This is a genomic window from Micromonospora purpureochromogenes, assembly GCF_900091515.1.
GTDB lineage: Bacteria > Actinomycetota > Actinomycetes > Mycobacteriales > Micromonosporaceae > Micromonospora > Micromonospora purpureochromogenes.
The window spans coordinates 1,071,332-1,095,869 of sequence record NZ_LT607410.1 but is presented as its reverse complement, the minus strand read 5'-3'; the positions used below and the strand labels follow the sequence as shown (position 1 = coordinate 1,095,869).

Below are 24,538 nucleotides of genomic sequence, written 5' to 3'. Positions count from 1 at the left end.
GCGAAACTACGAGGGCGCAAAACCACCACCTGCGCGATCTGGGAGCTGGTTGCGACGGCCACCCGGGTTCGCGCAGAATGACGCGCGAAAGACGGCTGTAATGAGCCGTATTGCGCACCGCCGCCCTGTGCGAGGAGTTCTCATGGCGTACGTCGACGCGGAGATCGCGAGCCAGCCCGACTGCTGGCGGGAGGCGGCACAGCTCGCCGGCACCGTCGCCGCCGACCTGCCGCGCCCCGGCGAGCGGGTCGCCGTCGTCGGATGCGGCACCTCCTGGTTCATGGCGGCGGCGTACGCCGGGCTGCGCGAGCGCGCCGGCCACGGCGAGACCGACGCCTTCCAGGCCAGCGAGTTCCCCACCGGCCGCCGCTACGACCGGCTGATCGCGATCACCCGCTCCGGCACCACCACCGAGGTGCTCGACCTGCTCGCCGCGCTGCGCGGGCAGACCCCCACCACGGTCCTCGTCGGCGACCCCGCCTCGCCCGCCACCGGGCTGGCCGACGCGGCGGTGACCATGCCCTTCGCCGACGAGCGTTCGGTGGTGCAGACCCGCTTCGCGACCAGCGCCCTGGCGCTGCTCCGCGCCCACCTCGGCGACAACGTCGAGGCGCTCGCCGCCGACGCCGAGGTGACCGTCCGGGCCCCGCTGCCGATCGACCCGGCCCGCATCGAGCAGGCCACCTTCCTCGGCCGGGGCTGGACGGTCGGGCTGGCCCAGGAGGCCGCGCTGAAGTGCCGGGAGGCGGCCACCTTCTGGGCCGAGGCGTACCCGGCGATGGACTACCGGCACGGCCCGATCTCGATCGCCGCACCGGGCCGGCTGGTCTGGGCGTTCGGCGAGCTGCCCGAGGGGCTGCCCGAGGACGTGGCGGCCACCGGCGCGGCGTTCGTGCACAGCCGCCACCACGGCTGCCGCACCGTGCTGGGCAGCTGGGCGGCGGGGCGTACCCCGGTCGACCCGATGGCCGACCTGATCCTGGCCCAGCGCTTCGCGGTCGCCCTGGCCACCAGCCGCGGCCTCGACCCGGACGCGCCCCGGCACCTGAGCCGCTCCGTGGTCCTCGCGTGACCGACGCCCCCGACGGTGCCCCGGTCGTCGTCGCACTGGACGTCGGCGGCACCGGGATGAAGTGCGCGCTGGTCCGCCCGGACGGCGCGGTGGTGCACGCCGAACGGCACCCCACCGGCGCCGAGCGCGGCCCCGCCGCCGTGGTCGACACCATCCTCGACGTGGCGGAAGGGCTGGCCGGCAAGGCCCGCGCCGAGGGTCTCACCCCGATCGCCTGCGGCATCGGGGTGCCGGGGCTGGTGGACGAGGTCGCCGGAGTGGCGGTCTGGTCGTCCAACATCGGCTTCCGGGACGTACCCCTGCGGGAGCTGGCCGCCACGCGGCTCGGACTGCCCACGGCGCTCGGCCACGACGTGCGCGTCGGCGGCCTCGCCGAGAGCCGGCTCGGCGCCGGCCGGGGCGTCCGGCACGTCCTCTTCGTCGCCGTCGGCACCGGCATCGCGGCCGCCCACGTCGTCGGTGGTTCGGCCGCCGCCGGGGCGCACGGCGCCGCCGGCGAGCTGGGCCACATCCAGGTACGCCCCGACGGCCCACGCTGCGGCTGCGGCCGGCCCGGCTGCCTGGAGGCGGTCGCCTCGGCCTCGGCCGTCGGCCGCCGGTACACCGAGCTGGCCGGCACCCCGCTGACCGCCGCCGAGGTGGCCGACCGGGCGGCGGCCGGTGAGGAGCTGGCCGGGCAGGTCTGGCGGGAGGCCGTCGAGGCGCTCGCCGACGGGCTCGCCACCGCCCAGGCGCTCTACGACGTGGAGACCATGGTGATCGGCGGCGGGCTGGCCCGGGCCGGCGCGCGGCTGTTCGACCCGCTGCGGGCGGCGCTGCGGGAGCGGATGACCTTCCACCGGGAGCCGCGCCTGGTCGCGGCGGCCCTCGGCGACGAGGCCGGCTGCCTCGGCGCCGCCCTGCTCGCCCTCGACAGACTGGAGTAGTGATGGCCCTGCGGGTGAACGGCAAGGTGGTGACCCCGACCGGTGTGATCCGGCAGGGGTGTGTGGAGATCAACGGCGACCGGATCACCGCGGTCGCCGAGTACCCGGCGAAGCGCGACGGGCACTGGATCGTGCCCGGGTTCGTGGACATGCACACCCACGGCGGCGGCGGGCACACCTTCACCACCGGCGACGCCGACGCCGCCCGCGCGGCGGCCGACTTCCATCTGCGGCACGGCACCACCACCCTGCTGGCCAGCCTGGTCAGCTCCCCGTTCGAGCTGATGCGGGACGCGACCGCCGCGTTCGCCCCGCTGGTGGGCGAGGGGGTGCTGGCCGGCGTCCACTTCGAGGGGCCGTACCTGTCGGCGACGCGGTGCGGCGCGCAGAACCCGGACCACCTGCGCGACCCGTCCACCGACGAGCTGGCCGAGCTGATCGAGCTGGGCGCGGGCGCGGTGCGGATGGTGACCCTGGCCCCGGAGCGGACCGGCGCGCTGGACGCGATCAAGCTGCTCACCTCGCACGCCGTGGTCGCCGCGGTGGGCCACACCGACGCCACGTACGACGAGACCCGGGCCGCCGTGGCGGCGGGCGCGAGCGTCGCCACCCACCTGTTCAACGGCATGCGCCCGCTGCACCACCGCGAGCCGGGTCCGATCGTGGCCCTGCTGGACGCCCCGAACGTGGTCTGCGAGCTGGTCGCCGACGGCGTGCACCTGCACGACGGGATCCTCACCTTCACCACCGCGACCGCCGGCCCGGAGCGCGCGGCGCTGATCACCGACGCGATGGCCGCGGCCGGGATGCCCGACGGCGAGTACGAGCTGGGCGGCCAGGCGGTCACCGTGGCCGACGGGGTGGCCCGGCTCGCCCGCGACGGCGCGATCGCCGGCAGCACGCTGACCATGGACGCCGCGCTGCGGCACGCCGTGGACGCCGGCATCCCGATCGCCGACGCGGTCCGCATGGTGGCCACCACGCCGGCCCGCGCGATCGGCCTCGGCGACCGGCTCGGCGCCCTCCAGGTCGGACTCCGCGCCGACCTCGTCGTGCTCGACGACGAGCTGAACGTGGTCCGGGTGATGCGCGGGGGCTCCTGGCTGGACTGACCCGCTTCGCTGTTCCGGCCCCGGGCCGGGCCTCGTCCCGCAGGCTCGGGCCGCGTTCCGGGCACGGGTGCTCCCGCTGGCCATACCCCTGTCAGCTCCCTTTCGAGCTGATGTCGTGGATGGATCAGGTTGATCAACTCCACATCGGCGGGTGATGGCGGTGTCCCTTCGCGTGGATGCCGAGATGTCGCCGATGCCGCGCCGACCCGGCGCGCCCCGCATCGTCCCCGGCCATCGCCTGAATCGTTGACGACATCAGCTCCAAAGGGCGAGCAGGGCATGTGCTGCGGCGCGCTCGGGCTGAACCGCGCAGCCGGCACGATGCGCGAACCCGGCGGTCAGCCGCCGGAGGGGACTTCGACGCCCAGCACCGCCTGCTCGTCGGGGCGGTGCACCAGTACGTCGGCCAGGTACGACTGCACCGCCGGGCCCATGCCGACGTCCCGGCCGGCCTGCTCGGAGAGCAGCCACTTGTGCTCGATGATCTGTGCGAAGAGCTCCTGCGGCTCCAGCTTGCGGCGCAGGTGCGCCGGCACCGCCCGGACCACCGGCTCGAAGACCTCGGTCAGCCAGCGGTGCGCCGCCTGCTGCTCGTCGGTCAGGTCGCTCTCCATCCGGTAGGCGTCCAGGTCGTTCAGCAGCCGGCGGGCCTGGTTCTCCTCGGCGTCCAGGCCGGTAAGCCGCAACAGTCGCCGGGTGTGGTAGCCGGCGTCGACCACCTTCGGGCGGACCAGGTACCGACCGTTGTCGACGGTGGACATGGCCACCTCGGCCACGTCGAAGCCCAACTCGTTGAGGCGGCGGATCCGCCCCTCGATGTCGTGCCGGGCCTCCCGCTCGACCTGCTGCTCGTAGGTGATCTCGTGCCAGAGCCGCTCGTAGCGCTGCACGACCTCCTCGCAGACCACCTCCGGGTCGATCGACTCGTGCAGCAGCCCGGCGGCCTGGAGGTCCAGCGCCTCGCCGAAGATGTTGACCCGGGCGATCTCCAGGTCCTCGCCGCGCTGGCCGTTGGAGAGCGAGTGGTGCAGCGCGCCGGTCTCGGCGTCGACCAGGTAGGCGGCGAACGCGCCGGCGTCCCGGCGGAACAGGGTGTTCGACAGCGAGCAGTCGCCCCAGAAGAAGCCGGTCAGGTGCATCCGGACGATCAGCGCGGCGAGCGCGTCGAGCAGCCGGCTCATCGTCTCCGGGCGCAGGGTGTGCGAGAAGAGCGCCCGGTAGGGCAGCGAGAACTGCAGGTGCCGGGTGATCAGCACCGATTCGAGCGGTTCGCCGTCCTCGGTCTGCCGGTCGGCGACGATCGCCACCGCCTCGACCGACGGGAAGTCGATCCGCTCCAGGGCCCGGAGCAGGTCGTACTCCCGTTCGGCGATCCGCTCGCGAGTCTCCTTGAACGCGTACACGTAGTCACCCAGCCGGACGAACCGGACGATGTGCCGGGAGATGCCCTGGGGCAGCGCCACCAGGTGCTTGGCAGGCCACTGCTCCAGCGGCGTCGACCAGGGGAGGTCGAGCAGCGCCGGGTCGACGAGGGCCGAGGTGATCCGCACGGGGACAAGTGTGAAGGGTGTGCCCCGCCCGACGCTTCCCTTCGTGGCTCGGCACACAGCCGCCACGGCCCGCGCCGGCCGGTCGCCGCCCGCGGCCGGTAGCGTGATCGCGTGCGGGAGACCACGACGGTACGCGGCGCGTCCCGACCACCGCGGGTACGCCCCGCCGGCTGGTGGTGGGACGCCCTGTTGCTGGCCGCGCTGGTCGGGCTGACCGTGGCGCTCGCCACCGACCACTTCTTCGGCGTCGACCGGGCGGTGGCCGACTGGGCCGGGGAGCACCGGCCGGCGGCGGCGTACTGGGTGGCCCGGGTGTTCAACTTCCTCGGCCAGGGCACCCCGTTGACGCTCCTCGCCGCCGGGCTGGGCGTGCTGCTGGCGGTCCGGCTGCGTTCGGTCCGCCCGGTGCTGCCCCCGGTGGCCGCCTTCGCGCTGACCTACCTGACGATCGGGCCGCTGAAGGTGTGGACCGCCCGCCCCGCCCCCAGCGCGAGCGTCAAGGAGCCGTTCCTGCCGCCCGAGCAGACCCTGCCGCTGTTCCAGCACGACCTGCCGGTCAGCTACGCGCAGTCCTACCCGTCGGGCCACGTCGCCAACGCGATCGTCTGGTACGGGGTGCTGGCGCTGCTGATCGCGCCGCTGCTGCGCAGCCTCGGCCGGCAGCTGCCGACCTGGCTGGTCACCGTCGTCCGGGTGGTGCCGCCGCTGGTGGTGCTGACCACCACCACCTACCTGGGCTGGCACTGGCTGACCGACTCGGTGGCCGGGCTGCTGCTCGGGCTGGTGCTGGACCGGCTGCTGCACCGGGTGCCCTGGGACGACCTGCCCCTTCCCGGCCGGTTGCGCGCCTGGGACCATCCGTTCACCTCGGTCACCTAGCCTGCTGCCCATGGAGCGACTGAGGCGCCGGCTGGGCGTACCCGACGCGGTGGTGATCGGGCTGGGGTCGATGCTCGGCGCGGGCATCTTCGTGGTCTTCGCGCCGGCGGCCGCCGCGGCCGGCGGCGGCGGACTGCTGGTCGCGCTGGCGCTGGCCGGCTTCATCGCCTTCTGCAACGCGACCAGCTCGGCCCGGCTGGCCGCGCGCTACCCCGAGTCGGGCGGCACGTACGTCTACGGGCGGGAGCGGCTGAACCCGTTCGCCGGCTTCCTGGCCGGCTGGGGATTCGTGGTCGGCAAGACGGCGAGCTGCGCGGCGATGGCGCTGACCATCGGGGCGTACCTCTGGCCCGGGCAGGCCCGGCTGGTCGCCGTCGCCGCCGTGGTCGCGGTGACGGCGGTGAACCTGCGCGGCATCGCGAAGACCGCCGCCGCGACGAAGCTCCTGGTGGTCGTGGTGCTGGCGGTGCTGGCCCTGGTCGCGGTGGCCGGGGTGGCGGCCGGTGACGTCCGGCTCGACCGGCTCACCGAAGCCGGCGGCTCGGTCCGGGGCGTGCTCACCGCGGCCGGACTGCTCTTCTTCGCCTTCGCCGGGTACGCCCGGATCGCCACCCTGGGCGAGGAGGTACGCGACCCGGAGCGGACCATCCCCCGGGCGGTGCCGCTGGCCCTCGGCGTGGTGCTGGCGGTCTACCTGCTCCTCGCCGTGGTCGCGGTCGGCGTGCTCGGAGCCGACCGGCTGGCCGCCTCCGCCGCGCCCCTGGTCGACGTGGTGACCGCCGCCAGGCTTCCCGACCTGGCCTGGCTGGTCCGGGCCGGGGCGACCGTCGCGGTGACCGGGGTGCTGCTCTCCCTGCTCGCCGGCGTCGGCCGGACCCTGCTGGCGATGGCCCGCCGCCACGACCTGCCCTCGGCGCTGGCCGCGGTGCACCCGGTCCACCGGGTGCCGCACCGGGCGGAGCTGGCGGTGGCCGCCGTGGTGATCCTGGTGGTCGCGCTCGGCGACGTACGCGGCGCGATCGGCTTCTCCAGCTGCACCGTGCTGGTCTACTACGCGATCACCAACGCGTCGGCGCTGACCCTCGGCCGGGACCCGGCCCGGAAGCTGCCGGTACGGGCGCTCGCCGTCGCGGGGCTGGCCGGCTGCCTGCTGCTCGCGGTCAACCTCCCGCCGGCCAGCGTGCTCGCCGGCTTCGGCGTGCTCGCCCTCGGCGCCACCTGGTACGCCCTCCGCCCCCGAAGCTGAGCCACACGCCCGGCGCGACCGCCTGCGGGGGGCGGTTCAGTCCTCCGGCTCGCGCGGGGTGGGGGTGCCGGTCGAGCCCGGGGGCAGCGGTGGCGTCGTCTCGCGCAGCAGCGCGCTCAGCCCGGCCCGCCGGGCGACCACGGTCAGCCGGTCCCCCGAGTTGATCACCATGCGCGGGTCGGCGGACCAGTCCGTCCGCTGCCCGGCCCGGGTGTGCGCGAGCAGGCGCACCTCGCCGGGGCGGGCCACGGCGGCCAGCGGCCGGCCGTCCAGCGGCGCGCCGGCCACCACCGGCACCTCCACCACCAGCAGCGCGTGCCGGTCGACCGGGATGGTGGCGATCACCGCCCGGTCCAGCAGCGCCGCCGCGAACGCGGGCGCGGCCAGGTACGACACGCTGCGCGAGATGCCGATCCCGAAGGCCTGCTGGATCCGCTCGGCGAAGTCGCCGTCGAAGAGCCGCAGCACCACCCGCAGCTCGGCGTTGAGCGCCCGGGCGTTGAGCGCGGCGCGCAGGTTGACCCCGTCGTCGGTGGAGACGACCACCAGCGCCTGGCAGGTCTCCACCGAGGCGGAACGCAGGGTCTCCTCCCGGGCCGCGTCCCCGACGATCAGCGGTACGCCCAGCCGACGGGCCAGCGCCGCGCCGCGCGCCTCGGCGGTCCGGTCGATCGCCACCACCTCGACGCCGAAGTCGCGCAGCTGGGCCATCACCCGGGTGCCGATGTTGCCCAGCCCCACCACCACGACGTGCCCGGTGCGCTCCGGCTGGATCCGACCGGCGTGCAGGGCGAGCCGGGCGTTGACGATGCCGTCGACCACCACGGCGGTGATCAGCGGGATCAGCGCCAGCCCGGCGAGGTTGAGCACCACCTGCATGATCTGCGCGGCGGCCGGCTTGGTGACGTCCGGGTCCTGGCCGCTGAGCGTGGTGACCAGGGTCAGGTAGAGCGCCTCGGTCCAGCTCACGTCCACCGCGCGGGAGTTGAGCCAGCCAAGCACCGCGATCACCGCGAGCAGCACCATCACCGCAATACCGATCTTGCGGGTGGCGAAGCTGCGGAGCGCCCGGAGCAGCACCGCGAGCGGCTGCCGGCGGCGGCGGGCCCGGACCAGCCGGCGGGCCGCCAACTCGGTGCCGGCCGGCTGGCCGGTCGCCTCGGCGAGCACCACGTCGGCCGTCGGCTCGTCGGCCGGCAGCACGCGGACCAGGGCCGGGTCCGTGGTGACGGCCAGGCCGCAGACGACGTCGCCGGGGCGTACGTCCTCGCGGCGGGCCACGTAGAGAGTGCGCCCGGCGTGCCGGAAGTGGGTGGGGGCGACCTCGCCGAGGGTGGCGGCCACGAACGCGGGGGCGGCGATCGAGGCGTCGGAGAGCACCGCCGAGTCGGGGAAGAGCTCACGCAGGCCGTTGGCGAGACTGGTGTTGAACATGCGCACCACCAGGCGCAGCTTGGGCTCGACCTCCTGGGCACAGAGCGCCGCCTGCATGTTGCCCACGTCGTCCTGGTGCAGCAGGGCCAGCCCGTCCGCGCCGGCCAGGCCGGCCCGGCGGAAGGCGGCCTCGTCGAGCCGATCGGCGCGGACCACCTGGATACCGTCGACGTCGCGGCCGTCCGGCCCCTCGGATCGACGGCGCTCGGGCACGACCAGCGTGATGCGGACCCGGCCCTGCGCCAGCTCGGTGGCGAGCAGCGCCTTGACCACCCAGTAGGCGAGCGGGTCGTTGCCGCAGACGACGTAGTGCGGCCGCGTCTCGCCGTTGGCCCGTAACCGCCAGCCGGTCGCGCGGCGCGCGCGGTCGCGCAGGGGTTCCGCCATGACCGGATCGTAGTCAGCCGGTCGCACCGGGCGCAGCCCCGCTGATCATGAGCGCATGTCGGGGCGTACGGCGGGTAGTGCAGCGGCATGCAGACGTTCCTCCCGTACCCGGACTTCCTGGCCAGCGCCCGGACGCTGGACCAGAAGCGGCTGGGCAAGCAGCGGGTGGAGACCATCCAGGTGCTGCGCGGGTTGACCCGGCCCACCTACGGCTGGCGGAACCATCCGGCGGTGAAGATGTGGGCCGGCTACGAGGAGGCGCTGACCCGGTACGGGCTGGACATGTGCGCCGTCTGGTGCGAGCCGGGCCGGGCGGACACCTGCGCCGGCACCATGACCACCGATCTGGCCGCCGCCTGCGGGATCGAGCGGATCCGGACCCAGGCCGAGCTGGCCGGGGCCGGCGAGCTGCCACCCTGGCTGGGCCGGGAGGACCTGCACCTGAGCCACCGCTCGTCGCTGTTGCGCAAGGACCCGGAGCACTACCGGCCGCAGTTCGGCGACATCCCACCCGACCTGGAGTACGTCTGGCCCGCCTCGGACCGGGAACGGCGCTGTCTGCTGCCGTCCGAGGGCTGACCGGGCAGACTGAAATTTCTTCGGCGGGAAGGTGCACATGGCGCTGTCACAGATGCTGGGTCGGCTCATCGGCGTACGCCAGCGGCTGGTCGACCCCGGCGGCGGTGGCGCCCCCCGCGTGCCGCGCCCGGCCGACGCCGTGGTGGTCGGCGGTGGGATCGCCGGCATGTCCGCGGCGGTGGTGCTCGCCGAGCGGGGCGTGGCGGTGACCGTGCTGGAGGCCGCGCCGACGCTCGGCGGCCGGCTCGGCGCCTGGCCGGAGACCCTGACCGACGGCACCCAGCTCATCGAGCACGGCTTCCACGCCTTCTTCCGGCAGTACTACAACTGGCGGGCGATCCTGCGCCGGGTCGATCCGGGCCTGGGCTTCCTCAAGCCGATCCCCGGGTACCCGATCCTGAGCGGGCAGTGGCCGACGGAGGAGTTCGGCAGGCTGCCGCCGGCCCCGCCGCTCAACCTGCTCGCCCTCCTGCTGCGCAGCCCCAGCCTGCGCCTGGCCGACCTGCGCCGGATGGACCGGGACGCCGCGCTGCCGCTGCTCAGCTACCACCCGGAGCGCACCTACGCCGAGTTCGACAACGCCACCGCCGACCAGCTGCTGACCTCACTGCGGCTGCCGGATCGGGCCCGAGCCATGCTCTTCGAGGTCTTCTCACACTCGTTCTTCAACCGCGAGGCGGAGATGTCGGCCGCCGAGATGATCGCCCAGTTCCACTTCTACCTGCTCGGCAATCCCGAGGGGCTGGCCTTCGACTGCCCGGACGAGGACTACGCGACGGCGATCTGGCAACCGCTGACCCGGCACGTCGAGAAGCACGGCGGCCGGGTGGTCACCGAGGCCGCCGCCACCCGGCTGGACCGGGAGCCGGGCGGCTGGCGGGTGCGGACCGCGGACGGCTCGGCGTACCGCGCCGCGCACGTGGTGCTCGCCGTCGACCCGCCCGCGCTGGCCGCCCTGGTCGCGGCCTCCCCCGGCCTGCCCGGGGCGGCGCCCCGGCTGGTGGCGCGGATGCCCGCGTTCGGCCGGCCCGGTCCGCCGTACGCGGTGGCGCGGTACTGGATGGACGGGGACGTCCGCGCCGACCGGGCGGTGTTCAGCGGGGTGTCCCGGCAGCCCACCCTGGACTCGGTGACCCTCTACCACCGGCTGGAGAACTCCTCCCGTCGGTGGGCCGAGCGGACCGGCGGCTCCGTGGTGGAGCTGCACGCCTATGCCTGCGACGAGGGCGTGCCCGCCGAGGAGCTGGCCGAGCGGATGCGGGTCGAGCTGACCACGCTCTGGCCGGAGGCGGCCGGGCTACGGGTCCGCGAGCTGCGCGCCCGGGTGGAGGCCCAGGCGCCGGCGTTCACCCCTGGCAGCCACGCCGACCGGCCGGGGGTACGCACCGACGCGAACGGTCTCTACCTGGCCGGCGACGGCATCCGCACGGAGTTCCCGAGCGCGCTGATGGAGCGCGCGGCGGCGACCGGCATCATCGCCGCGAACCACATCCTGCGGGCCGAGGGCGCGGCTGCCGAGCCGGTCCGGTCCATCCGGCCACGCGGGCTGCTGGCCCGACGCTGAGCGCTGGACCGGTCGGCTCTCCCCGGCCGGTCTCCGGCTGAGCCGGTCCGGGTGGGCATCGAAATGCGTTGCCGGCCCGCCCGGGCCCGCCCTACCGTGATCGCGCAAGGTCAACCAGCCCGCCGGGAGTCAGTCATGTCGTTGTCGCACGTCACGTGCGCGTGGTCGACGCTGCCGCTGGATGGTTGCCGAGCTGAAGGTCCCCGGGACGGGTGGCCCGACTGACGCGTGCCCGCACGTGCTCCAGCCGCCCGTCCCCAGCCGGACCGGGCGGCTTTTCGCTGTCCGGCCCGGTCCGCCGCCGATCGTGAAGGGAGAGCCCGGTGGACGCCGTCCTCGTCATCAACGCCGACCTCGGCCCGCTGCACCGGGTCACCGTCCAGCATGCGATCCGGATGCTGTGCCGCCGGGTCGCCGAGATCCACGAGGCCGAGCCGGACCAGGTGATCGGGGTCTTCCCGGTCCCCCGGGTGGTCCGCCTCGTCCGGTACGTGGTCACCCGCTGGCGGTTCCACGCCGGGCCGGCCTGGTCCCGTGCCGCCGTGCTGCGGCGCGACGGCCGGTGCTGCGCGTACTGCGGCGGCCCGGCCAGCACCATCGACCACGTCCTGCCCCGCTCGCGCGGCGGCCGGAACACCTGGAAGAACACGACCGCCGCCTGCTACGCCTGCAACCAGCGCAAGGGCGACCGGACGCCGGCCGAGGCGGGCATGCCGCTGCGGCGCGAGCCGGTGACGCCGAGCTGGGCCGCGTTCGCCGGGCGGTGACCCGCCGGCCGGCGGGCACAGGGGGCCGCGTCGGAGGTACGCCTCCGGCGCGGCGCCCGCCGGTCCCTCCGTCCGGGTCAGTCCGAGGAGACCGCCAGTCCGCGCAGCAGCAGGTCGAGTCCGCCGTCGAACTCCGCATCCGGTCCCACCTGGCGGGCGTCGGTGGCGGTGGCCGACAGGTGCGGAAACTCCGCCGGGGACAGGCCCGACATCGCGTCGGTGCCGCTGCCCGAGAGCGGGCCCAGGTGTTCGAGCTGGATCGCGCCGACGGCGTACGCGAGCAGGGCGCGCAGCGCGACCACCCGGCGGGTGCCGGCGAAGCCCGCCTCGGCGAGGACGCCGAGCACCGTCTCCGTCCAGCGCAGCACGGTCGGCGACCGGTGCCGGTGCACGGGGAGCAGCGGCACCACGGCGGGATGTCCGCCGATCGCGGTCCGCATCCGCTGGACCAGCACGCCCACCCGGTCCTGCCAACTTCCGTCCGGTACAGCGGCGGTGTCGACGCCGAACGCCTCGTCCACCTCCAGCTCCGCCGGTTCGCCGGTTGCCCGGTCTGCAACCTGCACCTGCGCTCGATCGTCCGCCAGCACGCCGAGATCGAGGCGGCCGGGGTACGCGAGGTGGTGGTCTTCCACTCGCCCGCCGACGAACTGCGGCAGCACACCGAGGACCTGCCCTTCGCCGTCATCGCCGACCCCGACAAGCGGCTCTACCGCGAGTTCGGCGTCGAGCCGTCCGTGCGCGCACTACTCAGCCCGCGCGCCTGGCTGCCGATCCTGCGTGCGGTGCTGCGCAGTTCGTGGGCCGTCCTGCGGGGCGGGGAGCACGTCTACGACCAGTGGTCGGTCGACGAGCTGCTGAGGCTCGTCACGTCGCCTTCGACGCTACAGACCTGATGTCGTGGACGACTCACGGCTTGGGCAGAAACTCGCGGAGGTCCGCGGCCAGGCGGCTCATCTGCTGGCCGGCGTCGAGCCACGTGGTGATCGACGCCCGCCACGTGTCCGACCGCGACACCCAGGGTCGGAGGTGCCAGGTCAGTGCGACGTGGCCTCGGGAATGGAAGACGGCACGGACAGCCAGGTGGTTCGTCTGCCAACGGCGTTCCTCGGTCCAGCCCTGATGGTCAGCGGCCAGCTGAGCGATGAAATCAGGAAGCCAGGCGTCGTCCCAGACCCAGACCGCCACCCCGGGAAGCTCGGCACGCAGACCGTCAGCCCGGGCCTCGACCGAGAAGCCGACGCCGTACTCGTCCGGGAAGTGGCGACTGTGCAGGCGGACGGACAGGCCCGGATCCGCCTGGCATCGGATCGTCACCTCGAGCTCGTCGGCAGGCGGGCGAAGATGCGGCACGCAGGGACAGTAGAGCCTCCGGGGTACGCATGGCAGGTGCATTCCCGGCTCGCCGCGACATGGCGATCCGGCTACGTCATCAGGTCCATAGCGTCCGGGAGGTGTCCGAGGGTGCCGGGCCGGACCGTCGAAACGACGGGACCACGATCAGCGGCGTCAGGGGCGGTCGGACGGCGACCAGGCGAAGTTCGGCGCCCGGCGCTCGCGGTGGGCGGCGATCCCCTCGCGGGCCTCGCCGCTGTCCCGCACCTTCCGGTGCCACCAGGCGATCCGGGCCGGCCCGGCCCGGTCGTCGACGATCTCCTTGGCGGCGGCGACGCTGAGCTGCGAGCGCTGTGCGATGGCGGTGGTGATCGCGGCCACCCGGCCGGCGAGGTCGTCGACCACCTCGTCCACCAGGCCGACCCGCAGCGCCCGCTCGGCGTCGATCAGCTCGGCGGTGAAGAGCAGGAACTTCGCCGTCGCCGGGCCGACCAGCCGGGTCAGCCGGCGGGTGGTCGGGGCCGGGTAGACCAGCCCGAGCCGGGCCGGCGGCACGCCGAACCGGGCGTCCGGGGCGGCGAGGCGCAGGTCGCAGGCCACGGCGAGCTGGCAGCCACCGCCGACGCAGGGCCCCTGCACGGCGGCGACCGTCGGCTTGGCGAAGGCGGCCAGCCGCTCCTCGGCGACGACCGCGATGCTGTGGTCGCCGGCGTCCAGCAGCTCGTCCAGGTCGCCCAGGTCGGCACCGGCGCAGAAGGTGCCGTCCGCGCCGGTGAGCACCAGGGCGCGCACCGCCGGGTCGGCCTCCAGGGCGTCGAGCAGCACCGGCAGCCGCCGCCACATGTCCGGGGTCATCGCGTTGCGCCGGGCCGGGTTCCGGATCGTCACCGTCGCCACCGCGCCGGTCACCTCGACCGTCAGCTCCGCATCCGACACCGACACCACCCCTTCCGCCGGCCGGCACGCGCCGACCCGGTCCGGCGACCATAACGGCGCGGGCCCGACGACCACCCGCGAGGGGTGGCCGTCGGGCCCGCCGACGGCGAGGTCAGGTCAGGAGACGTTGACCGCGGTGTCGTCGACCACGAAGGACGTCTGGAGCGAGGAGTCCTCGGTGCCGGTGAACTTCAGGGTGACGGTCTGGCCGGCGTACGAGGCCAGCGAGAACGACTTCTGCGAGTACCCGGCGGCCTTGTTCAGGTTCGAGTAGGTCGCCAGGGTCGCCAGTACCGTGCCGGAGGAGTTGAGCACCTGCACCTTGAAGGTGTCGTACGCGGTGCCGGTGGTGGTCTCCGCCGAGTCGATGTGCAGCCAGAAGGTGAAGTTGTACGACGTGCACCCGGCCGGCAGGGTCACCGCCTGCGAGAGCGTGTCGGTGTGGGTGCTGCCGTAGCCGTCCAGCCAGGCGTTGCGGGTGCCGGTACGGGCGGGCTGGCCGGTGAACGAGCCGATGACGCCCGAGGTCGACGCCCACGGGGTGGTGCCGGACTCGAAGCCGGGGTTGCCGAGCTTCTGGCCCGCGCCGGTGCAGCCGCCACCGGTGCCGTTGACGGTCAGCGTGTAGGTCGCCGTCCGGTTCACCGAGCCGGCGCCGGTGACCGTCACCGAGTAGGTGCCGGCCGGGGTGCTGGCCGAGGTGGCGATGGTGAGGGTCGACGAGCCGCCCGAGGTGACCGAGGTCGGGTTGAACGTGGCGGTCGCGCCGGTCGGCAGGCCGGACGCGGAGAACGTCACGGTCTGCGCGGTGCCACCGGTGGTGGCGGTGGCGACGGTGGTGGAGACCGAGCCGCCCGCGGTCACCGAGCCGGAGGTCGGGGAGAGCGAGACGGAGAAGTCGTTACCGGTCGACGAGCAGGGCGCGTCGTTGCCGGAGACGGCCACCGCGGTCCACGCCGCCTGGACGGCCTTGTACTCGGTGGAGCAGTTGCCGTACAGGTCGGTCGCCGCGCGGAGGCTGTAGGCCCGGGCGGTGTTCGACGGCGTGGTGTTGTTGACGTACGAGGTGTTGGAGGTGAAGTACACATCCAGGGCGCGGAACCAGATCTTCTCCGCCTTGGCGCGACCGATGCCGGTCACCGCGGGGGCGGAGCCGCAGACCGGCGAGGTGCCGTACGCGGTGGAGCCGGTGCCCTCGGCCAGGTTGAAGAAGAAGTGGTTGGCCGGGCCGGACGAGTAGTGCACGTCCTTGTTCTTGGTGCTGGTGGTCCAGCACCGGTCGGACGAGCCGTCCAGCGCCGGGTCGTACATGTAGCGGAGCGGCGTGCCGTTGCCGTTGATGTTGATCTTCTCGCCGATCTGGTAGTCACCCGGGTCGGCGGTGGTGTTGGCGTAGAACTCGACCATCGTGCCGAAGATGTCGCTGGTGGCCTCGTTGATGCCACCGGACTCGCCGGAGTAGGTCAGGCCGCCCGGCACCACGTTCTCGGTGACGCCGTGGCTCATCTCGTGGCCGGCCACGTCGAGGGAGACCAGCGGGCGGGCGTTGCTCGAACCGTCGCCGTAGGTCATCCGGGAGCCGTCCCAGAAGGCGTTGACGTAGTTGCTGCCGTAGTGCACCCGGCTCGGCACACCGGTGCCGTTGCCGAAGATGCCGTTGCGGGCGTGCACGTTCTTGAAGTAGTCGAACGTCTTGGCCGCGCCGAAGTGCGCGTCGACGGCGGCGGACTGCCGGTTGGAGTTGGTGCCGTTGCCCCAGGTGTTGTCCGCGTCGGTGAACGTCGTACAGGTCGACGTGCCGTTGTTCATGTCGCAGGTGGAGCCGTTGCCGTGCGACGGGTCGATCATCTGGTACGTGCTGCCGGAGAGCGTCGTGTCGATGCTGACCGTGCCCGAGTAGATGCTGTTGCCGGTGCCCGCGACCATCTCGATCTCGTCGTACGAGCCGATCACCTTGCCGTTCACGGCGTCGCTGATGACGTGCAGCCGGGACGGGGTCTGGCCGTCGGTGTGCCAGCCGGAGAGCACCGTCTCGTAGGCGAGGCGGCCCGTGCCGGAGCTGGCGTCGACGAAGAGCTCCGGGGCACCGACGCTCTCCAGCTTGCCGGAGAACGCCTTCCTGGCCGTCGCCTTGGCTCTGGCCGGCGTGACCTTCGCGGCGGTGGCGAGGGTGAGCGGCGCGGCGAGGCCGACCGAGGAGCCGGCGTAGCCGCCGGTGGGCGTCGTGTGGATGACGAAGTCGCCACCGTAGACGCGGAGGCCCTGGTAGGTGCGGGTGTAGCGGGTGTGCGACGCCCCGCTGGCGTCCACCTTCGTGCGGACGGCCTGGTACGACTCTCCGCTGGCGCCCTGGACGGCGCCGGGGTCGCTGTGGAGCAGGCTCTCAGCACGAGCTGCGGGTGAGGTGTCCGGGGCGGGGGCGGTGGGGGCCGCCTGCGCTGCGGTGGCGACGCAGGTCAGCATGCCGCTGGTAAGCAGCAATGCGCTGACGGCGGCGAGGGTTCTTTTCACGTGCCCTCCTGACAAGGAAAGGTGTGACGGGGGTAGTCACGCATGTAAATATGGCGATACATCAAAGAAAAGAGAAGAGGGGAAGCGCTTTCATCCCGCGACACTGGCCGAACGGAGGATGAGCCCTGGTGAGGGAACCCGGCGGCGTCGATGCACGTCCGAACGGCATGAGATCATCCGCCCTGGCCATTGTCAAGATCGTAACTGTGGCCGGCCTGCTGACCGGCTGCTCAGCAACCGATTCCGGTTCACCTGCGCCGACGTCGAGCACCCCCAGCGGCGGAGCCACCACCGCCACCGACGGCACCGCCGCGCCGGGCACCGCCACGCGGGGCGGCACCGCCACCGGCACCCCCGCCGCGACCGCTCCCCGGGTGACGCTGACCCGCACCGGCGGGATCGCGGGCGGCGCGGAGACCGTGACCGTGGAACCGGACGGCCGATGGACGGCGACCGGTCGCACCGGAACTGCCCGGACGGGTCAGCTCTCCCCGGCCGACCTCGACCGGCTGCGCGCGCTGGCGGGCAGCGCGCCCAGCGGCGGTGGCCCCGCCCGCCCCGACGTGCGCTGCGCGGACACCTACACCTATCGGCTGACCATCGGCGCGAACACGGTCGAGTGGACCGACTGCCCGAGCGGCCCCCAGCCGCCGGCCGCCGCGTCCGCCCTGGCCGACCTCCTGCTCCGGGCCAGCGCCCTGCGTTGACCCCGGGCTACCAGCCGGCCGCCGCCGTCAGCAGCGCCCGTCGCACCGCCTGCACCTCGCGCCGCCCCGCCACCGCGGGCCGGGCGGCCAGGAAGAGCGTGTTGAGCGGCGGCACCGCCGGGCTCGACAGCGGACGCAGCGCGCCGGAAGCCAGCTCACCCCGGCACAGGTACGTCGGCAGCACGCTCGCCCCGGCGCCGGCCACCACGGCCGCCAGCACCGCGCGCAGGTCGGCCACCACCAGGTTCGGCGTACGGGTGAGCCGGGTGTCGAAGACCGTCCGCCACCAGCGGCGCAGGATCGGCGCCTCCTCCGCGTAGGCGACCAGCGACACGTCCCGCAGCGCCTGCGGGGTCACCGGGTCGGGCAGCCGCTCGCCCCAGGCGGGCGCCGCGACAAGGGCGAACTCCTCGTCGTAGAGCGGCTCGGCAGCCAGCCCCCGCCGCCGGGGGCGCACGCTGCTCACCACCAGGTCGAGCCGGCCGGCGGCGACGTCGTCCAGGAGCTGCTCGGGCAGCCCCGCGGAGACCCGCAGCTCCAGGCCCTCGGCGACCAGACCGGCCACCGCCGGCAGCGCCAGCTCCGCGAGGAACTCGGCCGGCCCGCCGAGGAAGACCGTCCGCGGGTACGGCGTGGCCGGGTCGTCGGCGAGCACGGCGTCGAGGCGGTCCAGCGGATCGGCCACCCGGCGGGCCAGCTCGTCGCCGGCCGGGGTGGGCAGTACGCCCCTCGGCACCCGGTCGAAGAGCGGCCGGCCCACCGCCTCCTCCAGCGCGCGGAGCTGGGCGGTGACCGTCGGCTGGGCCAGCCCGAGCAGCTCCGCGGCGGCGGTGATCGAACCGGACCGGTGCACGGCCAGGAAGCTGCGGAGCAGGTCGAGCGGCACCTTCACATCAGCAAACCTATCGCCGCTGTGTCATTCGCCTATTGGTCGGCTATGGATTCGCGCGCCAGCATGGTCGACATGACACGTGCACTCATCGCTCTGACCAGCCACCGCCAGCTCGGCACCACCGGCCGCGAGACCGGCTTCTACGTCGGCGAGGCCGCGGAGCCGTGGGAGGTGTTCCGGGCCGCCGGCTGGGACGTCGACCTGGTCTCGGTGGCCGGCGGCCAGCCGCCGCTGGACGGCCGGGACGAGAACGACCGGACCCAGAACGACTTCCTGGCCACCGCCGGCGTGGAACACACCCCGAAGGCCGCCGACGTCGACCCGGCCGGGTACGACGTGATCGTCTTCGCCGGCGGTCACGGCACGATGTGGGACTTCCCGAACGACCCGGACCTGGCGCGCATCGCCGCGACCGTCTACGAGCGGGGCGGGGTCGTCTCGGCGGTCTGCCACGGGCCGTCCGCGCTGGTGAACCTGAAGCTCTCCGACGGCTCCCACCTGGTGGCGGGCAAGCGGGTGGCCGGCTTCACCAACGACGAGGAGAACGCTGTCGGCCTCAGCGAAGAGGTCCCCTTCCTGCTGGCCGACAAGCTCACCGAGGCCGGCGCCGTCCACGTACCGGCGCCGAACTTCACCGAGCACGTCGTCGTCGACGGCCGCCTGGTCACGGGCCAGAACCCGCAGTCGGCCCGGGCCATGGCCGAAGCCGTCGTCAGGACCGTCGCCTCCCGCTGACCCGCGCTCGGCGGGTGCCCAGAAGGAGTGGCCGTTCCCGGTGGAACGGCCACTCCTCCCGGGAGGGTGCGGCCGTCAGAGGCGGTGCAGGAGGCGGAAGCGTACGGCGACCGCGAGGGTGTCGTCGGTGACGGTGAAGTCGGGGTCGCCGAGCCAGTCCCGGTAGTCGGGGCCGTGCCAGTACGCCTCGTGCCCGGCACGCCAGGCGGCGACGGAGTCGTACCCCTCGCCCTCGTCCCGGGCGTGGTCCAGGTCGACGTCGCCGAGCCGGACGAGGCGTACCTCGGTCAGCTCGATGACCGCGACCGGGCGGTCGGCGGAGTCGACCACCACCGAGCGGTCGCCGACCACCGGCAGCGGCTCGCCGTCGCGCTCGTGGTCCTGGAACAGACCGGTGGTGGAGGTCTTCGCGCCGAAGAGGACGGCCGCGACGAGCTGGTCCCGCAGCGGCCCCGGGAAGGCGAACTCGGTCTTCGGCAGGTCGGGCGGCGGCGTCGTCATCCGGCGACCGTAGCCGGCACCGCGCCCGGTCACACCCGATAATCGCTGGGCAGTCCGGTGCCGCGCAGCTCGGGCGGCAGGTGGGCCACGTCGTTGAAGGCGATCAGGCTGGGCGGCCCGGTCGAGCTGTAGCGGATCACGGTCAGCCCGGCGTTGTGGTGGTTGAGGCCCAGCCAGCGCCGCTCCGGGGCGTCCAGGGCGTGCCGGACCAGCCAGGCGATCAGGAAGTTGTGCGTGATCACCAGCTCGCGGACGTCACCGTCGATCGGGGCGGTGGCGAACCGGGCGACGGCCTCCGCCGCCAGTCGCGGCCCGTCGGCCCGCTCGCGCGCCGAGAAGCCGGCCAGGAAACTCGCGTACGCCACCGGCAGCCCGGCCGGGTCGGTGTCGTGCGGCAGGTGATCGCCGGCCAGCTCGGTCGCGTACACCGGGACCCTCGGCGGTGACCCGGCGACCAGCTCGGCGGTCTCGACGGCCCGGCGCAGCGGGCCGTGGTGGACGGCGCGCAACGGTACGGCCCGCAGTCGCTGACCGAGCAGCGCGGCCTGCCGGCGGCCCCGCTCGGAGAGCCCCACCTCCGGCGACTCGATCTCCGGGCGGTCCTGTTCGCCGTGCCGAGCCAGGTAGAGCAGCCGGGTGGCCATCGTCGTCTCCTCGTGTGGCCGGGAGGCGCGATGCTAACCCGCGCCTCCCGGCCGTCGCCGCCCCGATCACGGTCAGCGAGGCGACCGTCGCAGCGCCGCCGCGAACGTCGCGGTCACCCAGGCCCAGCCGGCGGTCACCGCCAGACCGAAGGCGACCATGGCCATCGGGCCGGGCCGGACCATCAGCGCGCCCCAGGCGAGCGCGAAGAACACCCCGGTCGCGAGGCTGGTGACGGCCCACACCCGGGCGCCGGCCCGGGCGGCCCGGCGGCCGGCGACGACGGTCGCCACGATCAGCGACCCGAAGGCGACCGCCGCAGCGAGGAAGTGCAGCCCGCCGTGCCAGCTGATCTGCCCGGGCCCCCGCGGCGTGCCGGCCGGGAAGCCGTCGGCCGGGTCGGCGCTGAAGACCCCGGCCGCCATCAGGCCGAACCCCCAGAGGGCGAGCAGCCGGGGCAGCCAGGCCGAGCCGGTCACCGGCCGGCGGCGCACCGCGGCGGCGGCGCCGACGCAGAGCGCCCCGGTGGCCAGGAAGGTGGCGATCTGGAGCCAACCCAGGTCGCCCGTGCTCAACATGCTGACCGGGTGCCGCCGGAAGTCGAAGCCGTCCCGGGTGAGGCCCTGGGCCAGCGCGGACACGGCGAAGAACGGGCCGGCGAGGACGCCGCCGGCCAGCAGGGCCCGGTCCCGGCCGACGGCGGCCGGTCGGGCGGCGGGCAGGGTGATCGCGTCGGTCACGGCCCCGCTCCCCTCAGGCCCGGGGGAACATCTGGCCGATACGGATCTTGTTGCCGAACGGGTCCCGGATGCCGAAGTCGATCCCGTACGGGCGCTCCTCCGGCTCGTCGGTGATCTCGACGCCCTTGGCGACCAGGTCCTCGTGCGTCTTGCGGGCGTCGTCGGTGGTCATGAAGAGGTAGCCACCCAGCGCCCCCTTGGTGAGCAGCTCCCGGACCTGCTCGGCGGTGGCCGGGTCGAGCGCCGGCGGGCCGGGCTTCTCCAGCAGGATCTCGCGCTCCGGGTCGCCGGGCAGGTTCACCGTGAGCCAGCGCATGAAGCCGAGGTCCTGGTCGGTGTTGACCTCCATGCCGAGCTTGCCGACGTAGAAGTCGAGGGCCTCGTCCTGGTCGAGGACGTAGATCTGGGAGCGGCTGATCGCGTTCATCGTCATGCCCATCACGCTAGAGGTTGGGCCTGACCTGCCGCTTATCCAAAACTGCTGGGTCTGGTCCAGGCCTTGGTGAAGCAGCTCGGCACGGTCGCCGCGGCGGCCGACCGGCGCCTGCGGAAGTCGCTGGGCGACTCGCCGACGATCTGCCGGAACGTCCGGCTGAACGTCCCGAGGCTGCTGAAGCCGACCGCGAAGCAGATGTCGGTGACGTCCCGCTCGCTCTCGATCAGCAGCGACATCGCGCGTTCCACCCGGCGCCGTTGCAGGTAGCGGTGCGGGGTCTCGCCGAAGGTGGCGCGGAAGGTGCGGATGAAGTGCGCCTCGGAGACGAGCGCTATCCGGGCCAGCGCCGGGATGTCCAGCGGCTCGGCGTACGCCCGGTCCATGGCGTCCCGGGCGCGCAGCATGGCCCGGTTCGACTCCTCCACCGCACGACTCATCGGCCCCCACCCGTCGTCCCCGCCGTCAGCGCCAGGCTATCGCCGTCGCCTGCCACCTGGAGCGACCCGGGCCCGCTGCCGGAACCGCGGGGCAACGCAACGGTATACATCGATGCAACAATCTTATTGTGAAAGAGGTTTCCGAATTCCCCACCGTCCGGTACTTCGCCCAGGCGAACCCCGTCGGACCCGGCCAGGACGACGTACCGGCGCTGCTCCGACGGGTCGCGGACACCATCGAGGAACTCGGGCCGGTGTGGATCCAGGACGTGACCTTCGAGAACGAGATCAACGAGCACGGTGACTGGTACTCGCTCACCGTCTACTTCCACGAGGAGTCGAACGGCGGCGACTGAGGCGGCCCCCACGCGCGGCCGCCCCCGCCACCCGCGCCGTGGGCGTCAGCGGTCGACGGAGGAGGACCGGACGATGGCGGCCAACTGGGATCGGGAGGTGATGCCCAGCTTGGGGAACGCTTTGTAGAGGTGGTAGCCGACCGTCCGCGGGCTGAGGAAGAGCCGGGCGCCGATGTCGCGGTTGGAGGCACCGCCGGCCGCCAGCCGTACGACTTCCCGTTCCTGGGGAGTGAGGACACTGAGCGGGTCGCCGGCCCTGCGGGGCGCGGCCGGCACGTCCCCGGTCGCCCGCAGCTCGGCACGGGCCCGCCCGGCCCACACCTCCGCACCGAGTCGATCGAAGATTTCCAGTGCGCCGCGTAGCTCTGCACGGGCGTCCGCCCGCCTTCGGGCCCGTCGCAGCCACTCGCCGTAGGCGAGCCGCGTCCTCGCCTGTTCGTATGGTTGATCGCCGCTCTCGTGGATCCGAACGGCAGCCCCGAAGTGCGCTTCGTCCTGGTCGACGAGGGCTCGGCAGCGTAGGGCGATCGCGTCCGACGCCGGTCGACCGATGTGCCGCGCCCAGCTCAGGTAGCGCTCCAGCGGCTCCTTGGCCCGTTCCGGCTGGTCACTGCGGACGGCTGCCTCGACCTGGTCGGCGGCGCAGAGGGCTCCGATTCCCGTTGCCGGAATGGCCGCCAACTGCTGCAGGGCGGCGTCCGGGCGTCCCAGTCCGAGTTCGAGCCGGCCGAGCGCCCAGCGCCCGATGCTCGCGGCGAGAACCAGCCCCTGGTCGTCGGCTCGCCGGACACCTTCCTCGGCCTTCTCGCGACACCCCGGCACGTCCGCCTGATGGGCGAGCACCCAGGCGATGCAGCAGGTGAGGTGGGTGACCCGGTGCTCGTGACCCAACTCCGTCGCCAGCCGCAGCCCCGCGTTCAGCGTCGCCAGCGCCTCGCCGTACGAGCAGAGCAACCCTTGTGCGAACCCCTGGTCCTGCAGCGCGAACGCCAGCCAGCCGATCATGCCGCTCTGCCGGCATTCCGCCACGATTCGTCCAGTGATCTCTTCGCAGCGGCCGGCACGGCCCGCGGGGAGGCAGACACCGGCGGTGAAGGTCAGCCCCGGCACGCCCAGCCCGGCGAGCGCAGGTCCGTCGAGCACCTCGCTGATGAGCTCGATTCCGCCGGGGATGTCGCCGCGCAGTAGCCGGGTCAGCCCGATCGCCTGGCTGACCAGCGGCGAACCGGGAAGCGCCGGAAGCTTCGCGGCTGCCTGCTCCGCCAGCTGCGGGTCCCCGGCGAACCAGGCGCAGCGGACGGCCTCCACCAGCAGCCATTGGGCCTGCTCGGTGGCGTGGGCCGCTACCCGAGGGACGGCATCCATGATGATCCGGCCCGCCGCCAGCGGGGTACCCAACTCGAACTCGCGATGGGCGCGGACCTGGGTCAGCGCCAAGATCATCGTGGGGTCGTCCACGTCGGGGGTGGCGCTGTCGGCGAGTGCGGCGGCACGGCGCATCAGGCCGGCGTCGCTCGCGGCCAGTGCGGCGGCGGCCAGCCGCGCGGATCGGCGTACCGGATCGGCGGTGAGCTCGGCGGCTCGTTCGTAGGCGGCCGCCATCGCGGCGTGGCCGCCACGCGTACGGGCTCGCCCCGCCGTCTCCTCCAACTGTTCTGCGACGTCCTCGTCGGGACCGAGCGCTGCGGCGGCCAGGTGCCAGGTCCGCCGGTCAGCGGCATCCGGCGAGGTCGAGCTGGTCAGCGCGTCGGCAAGGGCTCGATGTGCGGCGAGCCGTCGGGAGACGGGGGCGCTCTGATAGGCGGCAGCCCTGATCAGGGGATGACGGAAACCGACGATCGACCCGCTGATCTCGATCAGCCGGCTCCGCTCGGCCGCTTCCAGACCGTGGAGGGAAGCGCCGGCAGCGACCAGCGTCGCAAGCTCACCGGTGCCGCCCGCCGCCGCGATCAGCAGCGCGGTGCGCGCGTGCTCGGGAAGCTCCACCAGCTGCGCGTGGAACGCCTCCTGGACGCGATCGGCCACCGGCATCGCACCCACCGGCGACAATCGTCCCGCCCGCTGTTCGGGGCTGAGCGCGGCGGGCAACTCGACGAGCGCCAGCGGGTTGCCGTCCGACTCGTGGATGAGGCGTTCCCGTACCTGGGGCGGAAGGTCGGCGGGGAGCAGGGCGGCGGCCGCGGTGCTGTCCAGGCCGCCCAGCCGCAGCTCGGGAAGCCCCGGGGCAGGGAAATCCGGGCGAGCCGCGAAGATCATGGCAACGCCGTCCGCCTCGAGTCGGCGCGCGGCGAAAACCAGGGCGTCGATGGACGCCTGGTCGAACCACTGCGCGTCGTCGATGAGACAGAGCAACGCGGCGTCCCCGGTCAGCTCGGACAGGAGGCTCAGCGTGGCCAGTCCGACCAGGAACCGGCTTTCCGGCGGGGCGTCGCACAACCCCAGTGCACTGCGGAGCGCGGTGGCCTGCGCGTCGGGCAGCGCGTGGATCCGGTCCAACCCGGCGCGCAGAAGCAGGTGGAGTGCGGCGAACGGCAATGCCGCCTCGGACTCGACACCGACGCCGCGCAACACCCGCATGCCGGCTGCCCGCCCGGCGGCGTACTCGACGAGCGCCGACTTGCCGATCCCCGCTGGACCGCGCATCACCAGCGTGCCGCTGCGACCCTTCCTGGCGCCTTCCAACAGCCGGTCGATCTCCGCCTGTTCCTTGGCCCGCCCGTGCAGCACGACTGGCAACCTACCGTCACGACGACTGATTCGCCGATCGCGCCGACCTCCGTAGCTTCGTGATCAG

The 24,538-nt window shown here is 73.6% G+C and carries 25 protein-coding genes; 12 read left to right on the top strand and 13 right to left on the bottom strand.

From position 1 onward, the window contains the following. Positions 1-142: 142 nt before the first annotated feature. The 3 genes from GA0074696_RS05075 to nagA are packed head-to-tail and all read left to right on the top strand — an operon-like array spanning position 143 to position 3,110. Positions 143-1,072 carry an SIS domain-containing protein gene (locus tag GA0074696_RS05075; protein ID WP_088960018.1) on the top strand — a complete coding sequence of 310 codons (930 nt, stop codon included), beginning with the start codon at positions 143-145 and terminating at the stop codon, positions 1,070-1,072. Beyond that, positions 1,069-1,998 (top strand): ROK family protein, encoded by a 930-nt coding sequence (locus tag GA0074696_RS05070; RefSeq protein ID WP_088960017.1) that lies wholly within the window; start codon positions 1,069-1,071, stop codon positions 1,996-1,998. The genes GA0074696_RS05075 and GA0074696_RS05070 overlap by 4 nt, the downstream gene beginning before the upstream one ends. 2 nt (positions 1,999-2,000) lie before the next feature. Further along, positions 2,001-3,110, top strand: coding sequence for an N-acetylglucosamine-6-phosphate deacetylase (nagA, locus tag GA0074696_RS05065; RefSeq protein ID WP_088960016.1), 1,110 nt, complete (start codon positions 2,001-2,003; stop codon positions 3,108-3,110). A 338-nt stretch (positions 3,111-3,448) separates the two neighbouring features. Here nagA and GA0074696_RS05060 read toward each other — a convergent pair whose 3' ends face one another. Beyond that, on the bottom strand, positions 3,449-4,660 hold the full coding sequence (locus tag GA0074696_RS05060) for a DUF4032 domain-containing protein (protein ID WP_088960015.1): 1,212 nt from the start codon (positions 4,658-4,660) through the stop codon (positions 3,449-3,451). A 111-nt stretch (positions 4,661-4,771) separates the two neighbouring features. Here GA0074696_RS05060 and GA0074696_RS05055 point away from each other — a divergent pair, with 111 nt between their 5' ends. Continuing rightward, complete coding sequence (locus GA0074696_RS05055) at positions 4,772-5,539, top strand: phosphatase PAP2 family protein (protein WP_088960014.1); 768 nt, start codon at positions 4,772-4,774, stop codon at positions 5,537-5,539. Between the two features lie 10 nt (positions 5,540-5,549). Beyond that, entirely contained in the window at positions 5,550-6,785 is a 1,236-nt protein-coding gene (locus GA0074696_RS05050) for an APC family permease (protein WP_088960013.1), read from the top strand. A 36-nt stretch (positions 6,786-6,821) separates the two neighbouring features. Here the strand turns inward: GA0074696_RS05050 and GA0074696_RS05045 are convergent, their stop codons facing one another. Next, positions 6,822-8,606 (bottom strand): NAD-binding protein, encoded by a 1,785-nt coding sequence (locus tag GA0074696_RS05045; protein ID WP_088964366.1) that lies wholly within the window; start codon positions 8,604-8,606, stop codon positions 6,822-6,824. 87 nt (positions 8,607-8,693) lie between these two features. Here GA0074696_RS05045 and GA0074696_RS05040 point away from each other — a divergent pair, with 87 nt between their 5' ends. The 3 genes from GA0074696_RS05040 to GA0074696_RS05030 all read left to right on the top strand — a co-directional run bounded on the left by GA0074696_RS05040 (position 8,694) and on the right by GA0074696_RS05030 (position 11,516). Further along, a complete protein-coding gene (locus GA0074696_RS05040) occupies positions 8,694-9,185 on the top strand; it encodes an MSMEG_6728 family protein (RefSeq protein ID WP_088960012.1) in 492 nt (163 codons plus the stop codon). Between the two features lie 37 nt (positions 9,186-9,222). After that, the gene (locus GA0074696_RS05035; RefSeq protein WP_088960011.1) at positions 9,223-10,749 is read left to right on the top strand and encodes an FAD-dependent oxidoreductase; all 1,527 of its coding nucleotides are present in this window, start codon (positions 9,223-9,225) and stop codon (positions 10,747-10,749) included. 323 nt (positions 10,750-11,072) lie between these two features. Beyond that, positions 11,073-11,516 carry an HNH endonuclease gene (locus GA0074696_RS05030; RefSeq protein WP_088960010.1) on the top strand — a complete coding sequence of 148 codons (444 nt, stop codon included), beginning with the start codon at positions 11,073-11,075 and terminating at the stop codon, positions 11,514-11,516. A gap of 77 nt (positions 11,517-11,593) precedes the next feature. Here the strand turns inward: GA0074696_RS05030 and GA0074696_RS05025 are convergent, their stop codons facing one another. After that, positions 11,594-11,956 (bottom strand): TetR/AcrR family transcriptional regulator C-terminal domain-containing protein, encoded by a 363-nt coding sequence (locus tag GA0074696_RS05025; protein WP_088964365.1) that lies wholly within the window; start codon positions 11,954-11,956, stop codon positions 11,594-11,596. On the opposite strand from GA0074696_RS05025, the gene GA0074696_RS05020 reads away from it, so the two are divergent. After that, a complete protein-coding gene (locus tag GA0074696_RS05020; protein ID WP_088960009.1) occupies positions 11,933-12,412 on the top strand; it encodes an AhpC/TSA family protein in 480 nt (159 codons plus the stop codon). The two genes, GA0074696_RS05025 and GA0074696_RS05020, sit on opposite strands and share 24 nt — an antisense overlap. Positions 12,413-12,425: 13 nt before the next feature. Here GA0074696_RS05020 and GA0074696_RS05015 read toward each other — a convergent pair whose 3' ends face one another. The 3 genes from GA0074696_RS05015 to GA0074696_RS05005 form a co-directional block, all read right to left on the bottom strand. Continuing rightward, on the bottom strand, positions 12,426-12,911 hold the full coding sequence (locus GA0074696_RS05015) for a DUF6228 family protein (RefSeq protein WP_407940544.1): 486 nt from the start codon (positions 12,909-12,911) through the stop codon (positions 12,426-12,428). 114 nt (positions 12,912-13,025) lie between these two features. After that, entirely contained in the window at positions 13,026-13,793 is a 768-nt protein-coding gene (locus tag GA0074696_RS05010) for an enoyl-CoA hydratase/isomerase family protein (protein WP_088960008.1), read from the bottom strand. 111 nt (positions 13,794-13,904) lie between these two features. Further along, positions 13,905-16,298, bottom strand: coding sequence for a M4 family metallopeptidase (locus GA0074696_RS05005; RefSeq protein WP_088960007.1), 2,394 nt, complete (start codon positions 16,296-16,298; stop codon positions 13,905-13,907). Positions 16,299-16,504: 206 nt separating this feature from the next. Between GA0074696_RS05005 and GA0074696_RS05000 the strand changes: the two genes are divergently transcribed. Then, positions 16,505-17,005, top strand: a complete 501-nt coding sequence (locus GA0074696_RS05000) for a hypothetical protein (RefSeq protein WP_088960006.1) — start codon at positions 16,505-16,507, stop codon at positions 17,003-17,005. A gap of 7 nt (positions 17,006-17,012) precedes the next feature. On the opposite strand, the gene GA0074696_RS04995 is transcribed toward GA0074696_RS05000, so the two are convergent. Continuing rightward, the gene (locus tag GA0074696_RS04995) at positions 17,013-17,897 is read right to left on the bottom strand and encodes a LysR family transcriptional regulator (RefSeq protein ID WP_088960005.1); all 885 of its coding nucleotides are present in this window, start codon (positions 17,895-17,897) and stop codon (positions 17,013-17,015) included. Between the two features lie 72 nt (positions 17,898-17,969). On the opposite strand from GA0074696_RS04995, the gene GA0074696_RS04990 reads away from it, so the two are divergent. Further along, positions 17,970-18,632: a type 1 glutamine amidotransferase domain-containing protein gene (locus tag GA0074696_RS04990; protein WP_231925266.1), complete on the top strand. Its 663-nt coding sequence runs from the start codon at positions 17,970-17,972 to the stop codon at positions 18,630-18,632. 75 nt (positions 18,633-18,707) lie between these two features. On the opposite strand, the gene GA0074696_RS04985 is transcribed toward GA0074696_RS04990, so the two are convergent. The 5 genes from GA0074696_RS04985 to GA0074696_RS04965 all read right to left on the bottom strand — a co-directional run bounded on the left by GA0074696_RS04985 (position 18,708) and on the right by GA0074696_RS04965 (position 21,388). Then, a complete protein-coding gene (locus GA0074696_RS04985; RefSeq protein WP_088964363.1) occupies positions 18,708-19,133 on the bottom strand; it encodes an ASCH domain-containing protein in 426 nt (141 codons plus the stop codon). 29 nt (positions 19,134-19,162) lie between these two features. Continuing rightward, a complete protein-coding gene (locus GA0074696_RS04980; RefSeq protein ID WP_088960003.1) occupies positions 19,163-19,777 on the bottom strand; it encodes a histidine phosphatase family protein in 615 nt (204 codons plus the stop codon). A gap of 72 nt (positions 19,778-19,849) precedes the next feature. Next, positions 19,850-20,515, bottom strand: a complete 666-nt coding sequence (locus tag GA0074696_RS04975) for a DUF998 domain-containing protein (protein WP_197700812.1) — start codon at positions 20,513-20,515, stop codon at positions 19,850-19,852. Positions 20,516-20,528: 13 nt separating this feature from the next. Continuing rightward, positions 20,529-20,948: a VOC family protein gene (locus tag GA0074696_RS04970; RefSeq protein ID WP_088964361.1), complete on the bottom strand. Its 420-nt coding sequence runs from the start codon at positions 20,946-20,948 to the stop codon at positions 20,529-20,531. A gap of 35 nt (positions 20,949-20,983) precedes the next feature. After that, complete coding sequence (locus GA0074696_RS04965; RefSeq protein WP_088960002.1) at positions 20,984-21,388, bottom strand: helix-turn-helix domain-containing protein; 405 nt, start codon at positions 21,386-21,388, stop codon at positions 20,984-20,986. 128 nt (positions 21,389-21,516) lie between these two features. On the opposite strand from GA0074696_RS04965, the gene GA0074696_RS04960 reads away from it, so the two are divergent. Then, entirely contained in the window at positions 21,517-21,744 is a 228-nt protein-coding gene (locus GA0074696_RS04960; RefSeq protein WP_088960001.1) for a hypothetical protein, read from the top strand. 45 nt (positions 21,745-21,789) lie between these two features. On the opposite strand, the gene GA0074696_RS04955 is transcribed toward GA0074696_RS04960, so the two are convergent. Continuing rightward, positions 21,790-24,471, bottom strand: a complete 2,682-nt coding sequence (locus GA0074696_RS04955; protein WP_088960000.1) for a helix-turn-helix transcriptional regulator — start codon at positions 24,469-24,471, stop codon at positions 21,790-21,792. Between the last annotated feature and the right edge of the window lie 67 nt (positions 24,472-24,538).

What these genes read in the sequence shown, in the direction of transcription:
- GA0074696_RS04965 (WP_088960002.1), bottom strand. Translation starts at nt 21,388, where the DNA reads ATGAGTCGTGCGGTGGAGGAGTCGAACCGGGCCATGCTGCGCGCCCGG.
- GA0074696_RS04970 (WP_088964361.1), bottom strand. Translation starts at nt 20,948, where the DNA reads ATGACGATGAACGCGATCAGCCGCTCCCAGATCTACGTCCTCGACCAG.
- GA0074696_RS05040 (WP_088960012.1), top strand. Translation starts at nt 8,694, where the DNA reads ATGCAGACGTTCCTCCCGTACCCGGACTTCCTGGCCAGCGCCCGGACG.
- GA0074696_RS04980 (WP_088960003.1), bottom strand. Translation starts at nt 19,777, where the DNA reads ATGGCCACCCGGCTGCTCTACCTGGCTCGGCACGGCGAACAGGACCGC.
- GA0074696_RS05020 (WP_088960009.1), top strand. Translation starts at nt 11,933, where the DNA reads ATGTCCGCCGATCGCGGTCCGCATCCGCTGGACCAGCACGCCCACCCG.
- GA0074696_RS04985 (WP_088964363.1), bottom strand. Translation starts at nt 19,133, where the DNA reads ATGACGACGCCGCCGCCCGACCTGCCGAAGACCGAGTTCGCCTTCCCG.
- nagA (WP_088960016.1), top strand. Translation starts at nt 2,001, where the DNA reads ATGGCCCTGCGGGTGAACGGCAAGGTGGTGACCCCGACCGGTGTGATC.
- GA0074696_RS05045 (WP_088964366.1), bottom strand. Translation starts at nt 8,606, where the DNA reads ATGGCGGAACCCCTGCGCGACCGCGCGCGCCGCGCGACCGGCTGGCGG.
- GA0074696_RS05075 (WP_088960018.1), top strand. Translation starts at nt 143, where the DNA reads ATGGCGTACGTCGACGCGGAGATCGCGAGCCAGCCCGACTGCTGGCGG.
- GA0074696_RS05050 (WP_088960013.1), top strand. Translation starts at nt 5,550, where the DNA reads ATGGAGCGACTGAGGCGCCGGCTGGGCGTACCCGACGCGGTGGTGATC.
- GA0074696_RS05025 (WP_088964365.1), bottom strand. Translation starts at nt 11,956, where the DNA reads ATGCGGACCGCGATCGGCGGACATCCCGCCGTGGTGCCGCTGCTCCCC.
- GA0074696_RS04990 (WP_231925266.1), top strand. Translation starts at nt 17,970, where the DNA reads ATGACACGTGCACTCATCGCTCTGACCAGCCACCGCCAGCTCGGCACC.
- GA0074696_RS05015 (WP_407940544.1), bottom strand. Translation starts at nt 12,911, where the DNA reads ATGCACCTGCCATGCGTACCCCGGAGGCTCTACTGTCCCTGCGTGCCG.
- GA0074696_RS05035 (WP_088960011.1), top strand. Translation starts at nt 9,223, where the DNA reads ATGGCGCTGTCACAGATGCTGGGTCGGCTCATCGGCGTACGCCAGCGG.